Origin of the sequence: Moraxella sp. DOX410 (assembly GCF_032248735.1) — a bacterium.
Lineage (GTDB): Bacteria > Pseudomonadota > Gammaproteobacteria > Pseudomonadales > Moraxellaceae > Faucicola > Faucicola tetraodonis.
The window spans coordinates 2181752-2195392 of record NZ_CP135138.1 but is presented as its reverse complement, the minus strand read 5'-3'; the positions used below and the strand labels follow the sequence as shown (position 1 = coordinate 2195392).

15 protein-coding genes are annotated in these 13641 nt (G+C 44.6%); 9 read left to right on the top strand and 6 right to left on the bottom strand.

Translation table 11 applies throughout. The features are described from left to right. Positions 1-72: 72 nt before the first annotated feature. Genes fhuB through RNZ41_RS09840 form a run of 3 tightly spaced genes read right to left on the bottom strand, consistent with a single transcriptional unit; the run spans position 73 to position 3858 of the window. On the bottom strand, positions 73-2148 hold the full coding sequence (gene fhuB, locus RNZ41_RS09850) for a Fe(3+)-hydroxamate ABC transporter permease FhuB (protein WP_314027189.1): 2076 nt from the start codon (positions 2146-2148) through the stop codon (positions 73-75). Further along, a complete protein-coding gene (locus tag RNZ41_RS09845; RefSeq protein ID WP_314027188.1) occupies positions 2141-3049 on the bottom strand; it encodes an ABC transporter substrate-binding protein in 909 nt (302 codons plus the stop codon). The genes fhuB and RNZ41_RS09845 overlap by 8 nt, the downstream gene beginning before the upstream one ends. A gap of 35 nt (positions 3050-3084) precedes the next feature. Then, a complete protein-coding gene (locus RNZ41_RS09840; protein ID WP_314027187.1) occupies positions 3085-3858 on the bottom strand; it encodes an ABC transporter ATP-binding protein in 774 nt (257 codons plus the stop codon). A gap of 171 nt (positions 3859-4029) precedes the next feature. Between RNZ41_RS09840 and RNZ41_RS09835 the strand changes: the two genes are divergently transcribed. Then, a complete protein-coding gene (locus tag RNZ41_RS09835; protein WP_314027186.1) occupies positions 4030-5121 on the top strand; it encodes a TonB family protein in 1092 nt (363 codons plus the stop codon). Between the two features lie 150 nt (positions 5122-5271). On the opposite strand, the gene RNZ41_RS09830 is transcribed toward RNZ41_RS09835, so the two are convergent. From RNZ41_RS09830 to RNZ41_RS09820, 3 genes are all read right to left on the bottom strand, one after another. Continuing rightward, positions 5272-5907 carry a nitroreductase family protein gene (locus RNZ41_RS09830; protein WP_314027185.1) on the bottom strand — a complete coding sequence of 212 codons (636 nt, stop codon included), beginning with the start codon at positions 5905-5907 and terminating at the stop codon, positions 5272-5274. 227 nt (positions 5908-6134) lie between these two features. Then, entirely contained in the window at positions 6135-6551 is a 417-nt protein-coding gene (locus RNZ41_RS09825; protein WP_188875167.1) for an Ohr family peroxiredoxin, read from the bottom strand. Positions 6552-6832: 281 nt separating this feature from the next. Then, positions 6833-7297 (bottom strand): MarR family winged helix-turn-helix transcriptional regulator, encoded by a 465-nt coding sequence (locus tag RNZ41_RS09820; RefSeq protein WP_314027184.1) that lies wholly within the window; start codon positions 7295-7297, stop codon positions 6833-6835. Positions 7298-7520: 223 nt separating this feature from the next. Between RNZ41_RS09820 and RNZ41_RS09815 the strand changes: the two genes are divergently transcribed. The 8 genes from RNZ41_RS09815 to RNZ41_RS09780 all read left to right on the top strand — a co-directional run bounded on the left by RNZ41_RS09815 (position 7521) and on the right by RNZ41_RS09780 (position 13623). Further along, positions 7521-7979 carry an NfeD family protein gene (locus RNZ41_RS09815; protein WP_065254088.1) on the top strand — a complete coding sequence of 153 codons (459 nt, stop codon included), beginning with the start codon at positions 7521-7523 and terminating at the stop codon, positions 7977-7979. A gap of 30 nt (positions 7980-8009) precedes the next feature. Beyond that, positions 8010-8882, top strand: a complete 873-nt coding sequence (locus RNZ41_RS09810; protein WP_065254089.1) for an SPFH domain-containing protein — start codon at positions 8010-8012, stop codon at positions 8880-8882. 119 nt (positions 8883-9001) lie between these two features. Further along, positions 9002-9472, top strand: coding sequence for a flavodoxin family protein (locus RNZ41_RS09805; RefSeq protein WP_083106454.1), 471 nt, complete (start codon positions 9002-9004; stop codon positions 9470-9472). A 110-nt stretch (positions 9473-9582) separates the two neighbouring features. After that, positions 9583-11028 (top strand): prephenate-dependent tRNA uridine(34) hydroxylase TrhP, encoded by a 1446-nt coding sequence (gene trhP, locus RNZ41_RS09800; RefSeq protein WP_312116614.1) that lies wholly within the window; start codon positions 9583-9585, stop codon positions 11026-11028. Positions 11029-11407: 379 nt separating this feature from the next. Next, positions 11408-11665, top strand: a complete 258-nt coding sequence (locus RNZ41_RS09795; protein WP_007117256.1) for a YfhL family 4Fe-4S dicluster ferredoxin — start codon at positions 11408-11410, stop codon at positions 11663-11665. Between the two features lie 126 nt (positions 11666-11791). Beyond that, a complete protein-coding gene (locus RNZ41_RS09790; protein WP_007117255.1) occupies positions 11792-12334 on the top strand; it encodes a hypothetical protein in 543 nt (180 codons plus the stop codon). A gap of 89 nt (positions 12335-12423) precedes the next feature. Beyond that, positions 12424-12999, top strand: coding sequence for a hydrolase (locus RNZ41_RS09785; protein ID WP_096488390.1), 576 nt, complete (start codon positions 12424-12426; stop codon positions 12997-12999). Between the two features lie 36 nt (positions 13000-13035). Further along, positions 13036-13623, top strand: coding sequence for an HD domain-containing protein (locus RNZ41_RS09780; RefSeq protein ID WP_096488391.1), 588 nt, complete (start codon positions 13036-13038; stop codon positions 13621-13623). Positions 13624-13641 lie beyond the last annotated feature (18 nt).

The window sequence follows — 13641 nt, the reverse complement described above, 5'->3', positions numbered from 1 at the left end:
TTTTGCGAATGATAACAATTATTATTTTTATTTACAATAAATAATGATAGCGCAACCAAAGAAGTTATCTGTTTAATTTTTCATACCTTTCATCAACCATAAAAAATATAAACCGCCTACGATGGAAGCGATTGTGCCCGCAGGTATTTCATAGGGAAAAATCGCATAACGTCCCACCCAATCAGCAATCAACATCAATCCTGCGCCCAGTAGCGCTGATAAGGCTAATTGGTGAGGTAACTGCACCGCCCCAAGTGTCTTGGCTAAATGCGGCGTCATCAACCCAATAAAACTTAGCGGTCCAACCGCCAATGTCGAAACAGTGCTTAACACTGCTACAAGACTAAAAATCAGTATTTCGCTACGTTTTACTGATACGCCCAAACTGCGAGCCATTGTTTCATCTAGGCTAATCACCCTAAGCGGCTTTAGTAGCAAAAAACTGAGCAAAAATAACACTGTACCGATGACCATTAATGCCCACGCCGTCACAGGATAAGCATGATATGTTGTACCCGATAGCCAATTGAGCATCGCTTGTAAGCGAGGGTCGCCTGACAGTTTGATTAGAGTTAAAATACCACCCATCAATGCAGAAATCGCCACACCCACGAGTAACAAATAGCTTGAGGATAGCCGACGAGCAAGCCATAAAACCAACAGTAACACCAAACCCGCACCTAACAGCCCGCCCAATAACGGCAATCCTAATGCCCAAAAAGAATCGGTTGCCAGTCCCAGTGTGCCTAGTATCACTGGACTGAGCACAAACACCAATACCACCCCCAATGCCGCACCCGAACTGATGCCCATGACTTCAGGACTTGCCATCGGATTTCGAGTCAAGTTTTGTAATAGCACCCCTGCGGTAGCCAGCATCAGACCTGTTGCCATTGCCGATAACGTACGCGGCAGGCGAAAATTTTCGATAAAACTTGCCTCGGTATGCCACCCAAAACTGCCCATCGCATCAGGGGAAATATGTAATACACCTACCGTCACAAGCAGCAACAACCCGACCGCAACCACCCAAAAACCGCCACCAAAATATCGGCGTTTGCCGACCAATAGGCTAGGGCTTTGTTCGGCAATCATGGGCTGTTTACTTTGTCGAATGACCAACCAAATAATCAACCCGGCACCTAAAATCCCTGTGACCGATCCCACAGGCAGCGTTATATTAAGTAATGGTTTAAACCAGGGTGACAGCAGCATCACAACGTTATTAGTGAGCCACAACAACATCGCTCCAAAGGCAAATCCTGCCATTAAGCGTTGTCCAATCGGGCGAATCGCTACTACATTAACGACACTTGCCGCAGCCAAACCGACAAAACTTAAAACGCCCACGCGGCTTACCACGCTTGCGGTGACTACTGCAACAAGGGTTACTACCAGCATACGCACGGCAGCCACAGGTACTCCCAAGGCTTTGGCTTGGCGTTCATCAAGGCTCATGATGGTTAAAGGTTTGACCAAAAACAACAAGATAATGGGCAAGATTAGGCTTATTAGCACAAAAAACTGGCTGTTTTGCCAACTGGTTTGGGTTAAGTTACCGCTTTCCCATGCCATAACGCCCATAACCCTTTCTGAGAAAAAAATCATCAACAGTGAGGATATAGCAGAAAACAAAATATTGACCACCAAACCACCCAAAATGAGCACCACAGGATTCATACGACTGTTGGCAGCAATTGCAAACACCAAGCCCATACTCAGCAATGCGCCAATAAATGCCACCCAAAAGCTACCATACAAGCCAAAATTGGGAAAAAACAGCGTCACAATTAATAAAGCCAATTGTGCCCCTGTCCCTACCGCAAGGGTACTATCTGAAGCAAGGGTATTTTTGACCAATTGCTGTAGCAAGACACTGACTACGCCCAGTAATCCCCCGGCAAATATCGTCACTAACATAGTCGGCAAAATTTGTAACTGCGCCACCATTTGCGCTAAGGTTAGCGACTGTGAACGGGCAAATAATAACCCCAATGAATCATGCCAAGTGGTTTTAAGGACTAAAGCCGTGGTCATTAAAACCAGCGACAATAAGCCACTAAAAAGCCAAAGGGCAGGGGCATTCAAGGGTTTGGTAATTCGCTGGTTATCTCGCTGGTTATGTTGTAGCCTAGTTTTATTACCCATTCGCCTTGCCCCCTAACCAATGAGCCTGATTTAATCGCTCGCCAAATACCACCATAGAAGACACGCCGCCATACAGCCAAATCGGCGGTAAGACTGCCATACAGCGGCTATTGTTAGCCGTTGCGCCATAGCCTAGACGCTGCCACAGCAAATTTTTGGCTAATTCTTGACGTAGCATAGGACTAAACGGCTCAACCACTACCAAACAGGTATCATCATCAAGTTTTGCCAAATCACTCAATGCCAGCGAATTAAATCCCCAAAGATTGCCTTTACCCATCTGATCTTCAAGGGTAATCAAATTTAACCCCATCACCTCAAATGTCGGTCGAAACAGACTATTGTTGGTATAAATCCGCAAATTATTGCTATCGGCAAACTGCACCACCGCAATTTTTTTGATGTGAGGATGTGTTTGGCGAAATGTCGCACCAAGCTTGCCAAGCTGTTTTTTTGACTGGGTTAAAAATTGCTGGGCGCGCTGCGGCTGATGAATAATTTCACCCAGCTGAAGTGTCGGTTCAGCATAGTCCTGCCAAGTCGCTATCGCGTTTTTTGACATAAAACTCACCGACTTATGGGGTGTGTTGCCGTAAGCAGGTCTTAGATGAGCATAAAAATCATTATCAATAATCACAATATTGTTAGAAGATGAGGTGAGTTGGGCAAGCCGTTCAAAGTTTGGGGTGAATCGTTCCCCAATATCGATAATATCACTTGGCAGCGCGGGCGTCCCCACCCATTCACGGTAGCTTTTGGTATCGCCTGTGGCAATCGGTGGATAGCCTAGGGCGGTGAGTGTCGAAGCCACCGCCCAATCAGGGGTGATGACTTTGACGCTGTGAGCCTCTGCGGGGGGCGCTTCAAGCTTTAAATCCCGCTGAGGCTGGCACGCTGTCAAAAAAAACAAAACAATTAGCAAGCAAAAAGCTCTCATCACACCACCGCCACTTTATTACCGGTGACTGGGTGACTTAATAAATGCAAATTGATACCAAAAATCTGGTCAAGCACTTGCGGTTGCATGGTACTGGCGATATCACCCACATGACAAAGCTTGCCGTTTTTTAACGCAATAAACTCATCACAAAACTGTGCCGCAAGATTAATATCATGAATAATAATCACAATCGCCTTGTTTTTCTGCCGTGCCAAATCACGAATGAGACGCAGTATTTCAACTTGATAGACGATGTCGAGCGGGGCAAGTGGTTCATCAAGTAGCAAATAGGGCGTATCTTGGGCGATACACATGGCAAGCCATGCCCTGGCGCGCTCCCCTCCGGATAGCGTTGCCACTGATTGCTCGGCAAACGGCGTGACTTGGGTCAGCGCCATTGCTTCACGCACCTTAGTATGGTCTTGTGGCGTAGGCTTTTGTAGCCATTTTTGATAAGGGTATCGCCCTAACATCACCAGTTCGGCAACGGTAAATTGACTGGCATCAGGCAATTTTTGCGGTAAATAGGCGACTTGTTGGGCGAGGGTTTTTGGCGGTAAATCAAAGATTGATTTGTCAGCAAAATCCGGTAATAAAATCTGTCCGCTAGTGGGGGTGGTTTCCCCTGCCAAAGCTTTAATCAATGTCGATTTACCCGAACCGTTATGCCCAATTAAGGCATAGATTTTTCCCTTCTCAAGGGTAACATTGATGTTGTTTAAGAGGGTTTTTTGTTGGCGCATGACGGTAAGCGATTGGGTGGTTAGCATGAGTTGACCCGGGTCAAAGTTTTAAAATAGCAAATCATAGCATTGATGATAATAATTATCATTAATTTTTATAAATAAGAATTAATATCATTTAAGATATTGATAACGATTCTCATTCACACTATAATACAGCGATTTCAAAAGTTTCCCTAAACATACAGCGCTATAACTATGTCTATCCAACGTCACGCTAACTTTAGTCCAGCCCATTTCTCAAACGATATTAGCAGCATAGTCGATAAAAAGTCGGGCACGTTGGCACTGATTGGTGTATTGAGCTTACATGGTATCGTAGCGATTAGCTTGGCAAATATGGCAACGCCTGATATCAAACCGCCCAAAGTCACGCCACCGTTAGAAATTAGCTTTATCGCGCCACCACCTGCGCCAACCAAGCCTGAAGAGATGACGGTAACAGCCGAGCAACAACCGATAAAACAACTACCTAAGCCCGTAGAAAAACTAGCAGAAAAACCAGAAGAAAAGCCGATAGAAAAACCCATCAGCAAGCCTGTTGAGAAAACAGTCGAAAAACCGATTGCTAAGAAACCTGTAGAACAACCGATTAAACCATTACCCGAACCGTCGAAACCAGCTGAAAAAACTATCGTCAAGCCGCCACAGGTTGACCAAAACATTGTCATGGCAAGGCAACTAGCCCTCGCCAATGAGCGAGCCGAACAGGCGCAAAAACAACAATTTGAGCGCCAACAAGCACTCGCCAGACAGCAAGACTTAAAACAACAACAAGAATTGGAACGGCAACAAGAATTGGAACGCCAACAAGCGCTTGCACGGCAAAAAGCGTTGGACAACCAATTAATTGAACAACAAGAGCGCGAGCGCAAACAAGCAGAAATGGATCGTCAAAAAGCGCTAGCTGATGCCAAAGCCAGACAAGCCGATGAAGCTAGGGCGAAAGCCGAAAAGGCAAAACAACAACAAGCCGACAAGGATAAAGAAGCCCAACAAGCGCAAAATAATTCACCTGTGAGCTTTTCGGCAGGGCAAGCAAGTTGGCGGCGGCAACCTAGCTTTAGCTGTCATAGTGAAGACCTGGAAAACGGCGCATTAACAGCGATTATTCGCTATACGGTGGACAAACAAGGCAATCCAACCAGCGTCACTTTAGCCAAATCGACCGGCAATGTCAGAGTCGATAGACAACTGTCTATGCAGGCTAAGAGCGGCAAATTTAACCCCTTTACCAAAAATGGCGTACCGGTGGTAGGTATTGTCAATCTACCGGTTCGCTGTCAATAAAGATGATTATTAAAAAAATCCGTTTTTCATAAAGCTTATCCCCGTACAAATTGCTTTAACCAATATCACTTGCCCATTGTAGATATAAAAAACCCTCTAAATAAGCTATTTAGAGGGTTGTTCTTAGCGGTTTTTTTGCTAGCTGATGAATTAATTGTATTCAATAACAAAATCTTCTGTGGCTACGCGTACTTTTGCCATAGGCGCAATCCAATCACGTGCTGGATCTGAAACACCCACGTACATGATTACGATACTTTTTAGCCCCAATTTCTCTAAACCTAATACCTCGTCAATCAGCTTAGGATCAAAGCCTTCGGCAGGGCAACTGTCTACTTTAAGCTCTGCTGCTTGAGCTAACGCAAGTCCCAAGCCAATGTAAGCTTGGCGAGCGATATGTTCAAAATTTTCGTCTGCGCTTTTTTTGGCCACACTTGCTTTGAGCATGGAAGTATAACTATCAAAACGCCCTCTAGGTAAGCCACGCTCATCTGTGGTCATGTCATACACGGTATCAATTTTTTCGGCGCTATAATCCTGCCAACCTGCAAAAATAAGCACGTGAGAACATTCTTTCATGCAGTCAGGATTGAGCGCACCCGCCACTAGCCGCGCTTTGATGGCTTGGTTTTTGACCACGATAACTTTAAATGGCTGCAATCCCGATGAGGTGGGCGCCAGTCGAGCGGCTTCGATGATTTTGTCGATATTTTCTTGACTCACGCTTTGGTTTGGATCAAAGGCTTTGACGGCATGGCGCCATTGTAAGTTTTCAATCAGTGACATGAAATATTCCTAATCTAGTGATAAAACTATAATGATAATAGTAGAGCGATAAAAGTTATTGTCCGAGCCTTTAAACAAAGCTAAAGAAAGCTCGATGTTACCAATTTTGTCATTGGCTGTTAGAACGCTTGAATGGCTTTCAACTTGCTCAACAAAACGGTAAATGTGCCCAAATGAGTCTTTGACATTTGAGCACGCCGCTTGCAATGGAAATTATGTTAAATTGATTATGCCACTACTTGGGTATGCAGACGTACGTCAACATTGCCACGCACCGCATTGGAATACGGGCAGACTTTGTCCGTCGTTTCCACCAAGTCTTTCGCTTGTTCTTCGCTGACGCCGCTAAGTTCAATATACAAATCGATGTCAAGCGCATAACCGCCTTGGGTATTCATGCCAAGCCCAACCACTGCTGAGGTTTTTGAGCTGACCCCTTCTAGCTTCATACGCTGTGCCACATGAGTCAAGGCATTGTCAAAACAAGCGGCATAACCCATGGCAAATAATTTTTCTGGGTTGACGCCTGTGCTATTTTGCTCAGGGGTTTGTAAATCAAAGCCCAGTGAACCATCTTCTAGTGCAACATGACCTGAGCGGCCGCCGGTTGAGGTAGCAGTTGGGGTTTTATAAAAAATTTTCATAAGAGTACCTTTTTTTGAATAATTAACTTGCGTGAATAAATGAAAAAATCGGCGATAGGCGTTATAACATTCGCCACAGTATTTAGGTTTTAATGTTTAGTTTGAAACAATTATATTTTACACAATATAATTTTCAGTGCCTAGATAAGGTAATAAAATTCTCACACGCTGCATACAAACTAATAACAAATGACTAAAAATGCTAAATCTAACGATACCCTGACAAGACGCATGATAATAGATAAGACGTAGGCAGATAGCGCTTAATGCTAAAAATTTGTTTAATGGTTTTTGGGTGATAGATTGTGGGGACACACCTCTGTATGAATCGGGCAGAGTTTTTGCGCCACTTGTTGTAGCAGATCTATCGCTTCGTCATCTAACTGCATGGCAGCTAACATAGCACTAGGAATGGTAGCGGCTTGGAGTTTTAGGGCATCCCCTTTGGCAGTGAGCGATATTTGTACCACCCGTTCGTCTTGGGTGGCACGCTCGCGATGCACGAAGCCTTTGCTTTCAAGACGCTTTAATAAAGGCGTCAGGGTGCCAGTATCAAGGTCTAAGAAATCGCCCAATGAGCCGACAGTTTGTGGACTTTTTTCCCATAGCACCAGCATGACAAGGTACTGTGGGTAGGTCAAATCCAAGGCTTTTAGCAGGGGACGATAGTGGTTAGTGATACTTTTTGACAGTGAATAAATGGGAAAACATAACTGGTTACTAAGTTTGAGGGCATCAAGGCTCATCGTATTTTTTGGGACTCTAGAGATGAAAGGGTCATAGACCACTATAGGAAAAAACGCATCTTTGTGCAATCATTAACCACAGTTAGCGGTCTGTGTGGTCAAGCAGTTGATAGCCGATGATAGTGAATAATGTGACAAAGATAGCGGGTTAAATGACGGCATTTGTTTTTAAATTCATAATCTTGCATAATGGGTTTGGTATACTAAAAATCAAGGTGGGGATATGCTAATTGAGCCTTGGCACTGGCTAATTTTGGGGTTAGTGCTGATCATTCTTGAACTATTCTTGACCAGTTTTGTGAGTTTATCGATTGGCGTGGCAGCGATTGTGGTGGCAGCTTTGTCATGGCTATTACCGTTTAGCTGGTTTTTTTGGCTGATGGTATGGCTGATGCTGTCGGTGATTTTTACTATCATTGGCTTTAAATTTATCAAGCCGTATATGCAAAATCGTACCACAGCAGGATTGGGTTCGGGGGTTATCATCGGGGAAACAGGCATGATTATTCAAAGTCCGCAAGCAGATAAACTGGGCAAGATTCGTTTTAGTGTGCCAATTTTTGGGGCGGATGAATGGGTGTGTCGTAGCTACCAAAGCGCACCGCTGGCAGTTGGCGATAGAGCCATTGTCGTGGATGTCATTGGAAATGAGTTGCTTGTAGAATCCACCAAGCATCAATAAGCATTAGTAAGCATCAATAAAGGAATTGTCATGGAAGCGTTGAGCGGTATTGGTATTTTTTTGGTCGCCTTTGTACTATTTACCCTTTATAAAGGGGTGAAAATCGTACCGCAAGGGTTTAAATGGATTGTACAGCGTTTGGGAAAATACCATCAAACCTTAGAGCCTGGGTTGAATTTTATCATTCCTTATGTCGATAACGTGGCATATAAAGTAACCACCAAAGACATAGTGCTAGATATTCCCTCGCAAGAGGTAATCACCCGTGATAACGTTGTGATTATCGCCAATGCGGTGGCGTATATCAATATCGTGCATCCAGAGCGCGCTGTATATGGTATTGAGAATTACGAGCAAGGCATCCGTAATTTGGTACAAACCTCACTGCGTTCTATCATTGGTGATATGGATTTTGACAGTGCGTTATCATCGCGTGACCAAATCAAAGCCGCGCTAAAAATGTCAATTTCTGATGATATTGCCGATTGGGGAATTACCCTAAAAACCGTGGAAATTCAAGATATTAGCCCATCAACCACCATGCAAATGGCGATGGAAGAACAGGCGGCTGCGGAGCGTCAACGCCGTGCTACGGTGACCAAAGCGGATGGTCAGCGCCAAGCGGCGATTGCAGAAGCTGATGGACGTCTTGAGGCGTCACGGCGTGATGCCGAAGCGCAAGTGGTGCTGGCGCGAGGCAGTGAGCAATCAATTCGCTTGATTAGTGAAGCGGTGGGCGAGCGCGAAATTCCGCTGCTATATCTACTAGGTGAGCAGTACATCAAAGCCATGACTGATATGTCAAAATCACCGAATGCCAAAACCGTGGTACTGCCGGCTGATATCTTAAATACGGTGCGCGGTATGATGGGGGAAGTGGGCAATAAAATCCACCGTCCTTAAATTTGGCGTGACTCACCTGCTGATTAAAGAGCTGACTGAAGGCGCTGACTGAAACCGCATCACCTTGCGGTTTTTTATTCGCCAAAATTGGGTAATCATAAAATTTTAGGATATACAATATGCGTGAAATGAAAAATTTACTATTGGTATTACATACCCCATCAGATAATACCCAGCGATTAGCAGAAGTTGCAAAAACCGCCACACAGCTAGCGGATATTGACAACGTCACTGTGATTGTTAAAACACCGTTACAAACCCAAGTGGAAGATGTGTTAAAAGCGGATGCCATTATCATTGGCACAACCGAAAATTTTGGTTATATGGCGGGGCTGACCAAGGATTTTTTTGAGCGAATTTATTACCCTGTGCTTGAGCAAAAACAAGGACTGCCTGTGGCATGTTATATCCGTGCAGGGCTCGACGGTACAGGTAGCAAACGCGCGGTAGAGAGTATCATTACGGGATTGCGTTGGCGCTGGATACAACCGCCTTTAGTATTAAAAGGTGAATGGTCAGGCGCATTTGATGAGCAAGTCGCTGAGCTTACCATGGCAGTCTGTGCAGGTTTATCATTGAATATTTTATGACCGCTTTAACATGATTTCCGAGTAAATTACTCAAGTTTTTTTCCGCGTGATTAGCAAATTTGTTATAATATCAACAATTTCACATTGTATGACACGCTGTAAGGATAGTTATGACCCGTAAGCCTGAACTTTTATGCCCTGCTGGCACTTTTCGTAATATGCAATATGCGTTTGCCTATGGCGCAGATGCCGTATATGCGGGACAAGCACGCTATAGCTTGCGGGTGCGCAATAATGATTTTGATGAGGAAAATCTTGCCAAAGGAATTGCCTACGCCCATTCACTCGGCAAGCAGTTTTATGTCGTGGTCAATATCCAAGCGCATAATGCCAAACTTAAAACCTTTATCGAAGACATCCGCCCTGTGATTGAGATGAAACCCGATGCGCTGATTATGTCAGATGCTGGGATGATTATGATGGTGCGTGAAGCCTTTCCAGAGCAGGTAATTCACCTATCGGTGCAGGCGAATGCGGTAAACTGGGCAACGGTCAAGTTTTGGAAACAAATGGGCGTCAGCCGCGTGATTTTGAGTCGCGAGTTGTCACTCAAAGAAATCGAGCAAATCATCGCTGAAGTGCCTGATATGGAAATTGAGGTATTTGTGCATGGGGCACTTTGTATGGCCTATTCGGGTCGTTGCTTGCTCTCTGGCTATATCAATAAACGTGATGCCAACCAAGGCACTTGTACCAATGCCTGTCGCTGGTCATACAACACCTATAAAGCAGAAGAAAACGAAACAGGCGATATCGTGCCAACACAGCCTATCAGCCAACCTATCAGCCAACCTATCAATAGCCCCGAAGTTTTTGTTCCTACTCAAGCCACGCAAGAAGACGCCATTCAAACTGTCAATCTAAATGGTGATGTGGTGATGGGCGATGACTATGTACAGCAACCATCGGATGAAGTGGTACTGATTGAAGAACAAGGTCGCCCAGGCGAATTGATGGCGATGTTTGAAGATGAACATGGCACTTATATTATGAATTCTAAAGACTTACGTGCCGTCGAGCTAGTCCCTGAGCTGACCCACATGGGCGTACACTCACTCAAAATCGAAGGTCGTACCAAGTCGCATTATTATGTGGCGCGCACTGCACAAGTGTACCGCCAAGCGATTGATGATGCCGCCGCTGGTAAGCCATTTGATACAGGCTTAATCACCGCACTCGATGGGCTCGCCAATCGCGGCTATACCGAAGGCTTTTTACGTCGCCACGTGCATAGTGATTACCAAAACTATGAATATGGGTCATCAAAAACCGATCATCAGCAGTTTGTTGCCGAGATTAGCGACATTACCCCAACGCGCTTAACCTTGGTAATTAAGAACAAATTGATGGTGGGTGATACCATCGAAATCATGACGCCACAGGGTAATTTGAGCTACCCACTCAAAGAAATGTGGAATAAACAAGGTGAGCCGATTGATGGCGCTTTAGGCTCTGGCTGGGTGTGTCAAATCGCCAATCCCTTTAAAGAGATGCAAGATGATGTGTTGCAATTTGCATTAATCATGAAAAGCGTCAGCGAGCCGATTTTTACCTAAGATAGCGTTGTCGCGGTATCAGGCGGGATTTTAAAGCCATTGAGACGACTTTGGCGGGAATTTAGCGGACAATTTTCGGTTTGTTAACGGTAAAGCAATTCACACTCGCGACGGCTGCCATGAGATTTTACACGGCTTATGGCAATATCGAGACTGGCAGTCTCAACCGCTATTGCCTGAGCGTGTTCGCTATCACTTTTTCTCACTCACTGAATGTATGATCACTTTGTATTATAAGCATGAACCGACGGCAAATGTCAGGCAGGAATTGTGGATGCAAGATGACAGTATATGGTATATGAGGTATGGCGCCTAAGTGCGGTGTCAATCGTTAATCGCTAAAGGTGTTAATTGCTAAGGTAAAAACAGACTACAAGACATGGCACTAAAAATCACTTCCGACTGTATTAATTGCGACATTTGTGAGCCCGAATGCCCAAATGAAGCCATTAGCTATGACAATAAAGTACAAAAAACCTACGTCATCAATCCTGACTTGTGCACCGAATGCATCGGGTTTTATGATGAGCCAACCTGCGATAAAGTCTGTCCGATTGATTGCATCATTAAAGACGATGAGCGCCCTGAATCGCCCGAACAGCTGCTTGCAAAATATAAGCAAATTTGGCAAAAATAATACTAACAAAAAGTTGCGGTAAATGTCGCCAAAACATTTTACTATAAGTTAATCAATTTTTTTTGAAGTGATTACTGGCATTTTTTATCAAAAACAACATTCAAATTGACATTTAAAGTGACATTCATGTTTAAAAAAAATAACAAAGCGACTGACCCTCAAGCACACCAATCGAAGCGCTCACCACAGCCTCGCAAACAAAAAAACAAAGCTAAAAAGCGTCACGTTGTCGCGAAACTCATTGGCGTCGGTCTGACAGCCACAGCGGCAACGGGCGCAACTGCTGTCCTAGGCAGTTATGGCGCATGGCAATATGCCAAGCAGCAGTATAGGGCGCGCCGCTTATATACCCCTGCATTTAGCGGGGTTGTCACCAATCAGCATTTTAAAGGTAAGGTGCACAAGGTCGGTGAGTATTTAACCTTTGTCACCGATGGCGCTACCTATGCGCTCAATGACCCATTACTGCGTATCCAATCACTGTATCAGTCCAATAAAACACCTACTGACAATCAAGCCAGTCATCAAACCAAGCTTATGGATTTGGTACATTGTGATGACGTTACCATTGTTGCGGAACTCAGTGAAAAAGGACATTATGGCTATTTAGGGCATTTGGACTATCAGTTAACTGTGGTCGACACCGCAGATGATGCCATGAATTTTTAATGGCGTTTTTTAATACAGTATAGTATAGCATTCGTGACATACGAATGATTGTAACCATCCAAGTTGAACCATCATCAAAGGAGCTGAAGATGACAACAAAATTTATCCCAAAACCCTATCGTATCGAGCGCAATGACTGCCAAGCCATGCTGATTGATATACAAGAAAAACTTGCGCCCCATATTGCCGACCATCAAAAATTACTCAAGAAAACAGCGATTTTGATTCAAGGTCTACAAGCGCTCAATGTGCCTATTATGGTTAATGAGCAATATCCCAAAGGACTGGGGCATACTTTGCCAGAGTTGACGCAGTTACTATCTGAAAAAAATACGCCAGTGTTTGAAAAAACAACCTTTAGCGCCTGTGATACGCCAACTTCTTGGCATCATATCGCCCAGCAAAATCGCAACAATGTGATTTTATTTGGCACAGAAACTCATGTCTGTGTCATGCAGACGGCGTTAGACTTACTCGATAACGGTATGCAGCCCATCATTATCACCGATGCGGTGGGCTCGCGAGACCTGTATGACCGTAAAATTGCGATTCGTCGTATGCGCCGTGCCGGTGCCGTCGTCACCACCACTGAAGCAATTTTATTTGAGCTGTGTCGTAGCTCAGAAGACCCAGCGTTTAAGACGATTTCAGCGCTAGTCAAGTAAATACGACTCAGACCATGCATGATTAAGAGGTATTTGATGCAACCACTTATTGATTATCTGTTGGCATTGGATGCCTTAAAATCAGTCAACCGCCGTAACTATACCACCCAACTGTCTAAAGACACGCCACGCCGTCTTGAAAATTCAGCCGAGCATTCATGGCATTTGGCGATGGCGTGTTGGGCAGTCGCGCAGCATTTCAAACTGGATGTCAATCATGAAAAACTGCTTAAACTGGCATTGGTTCATGACTTGGGCGAAATTGAGGCGGGTGACACATTCTTATATGCTGATAAACGCTCGCAGGCGCATGTTGATGAGCGTATCGGCGTTGAAAAAATGGCAGCGATGATGGGCAACCCCGTTTCAGAATTGTTAACGCTGTGGGATGAGCAAGAAATAGGTCATAGTGCTGAAAGCAAACTACTTAAAGTAGTGGATAGGCTATTGCCCTTTATGCTTAATATGGTGACAGATGGCGGTGCGTGGACAGACCATCAGGTCAAGCGCTCCCAAGTCGAAGCCGCCCAAGCCTTTATCAGACAGGATTTTCCCATCATTCACGACTGGATAACCGAGCAAATTGCCATTGCGGTACAACAGGGTTGGTTGATTGAAGATTAAACATAAAAAAACGTGCGA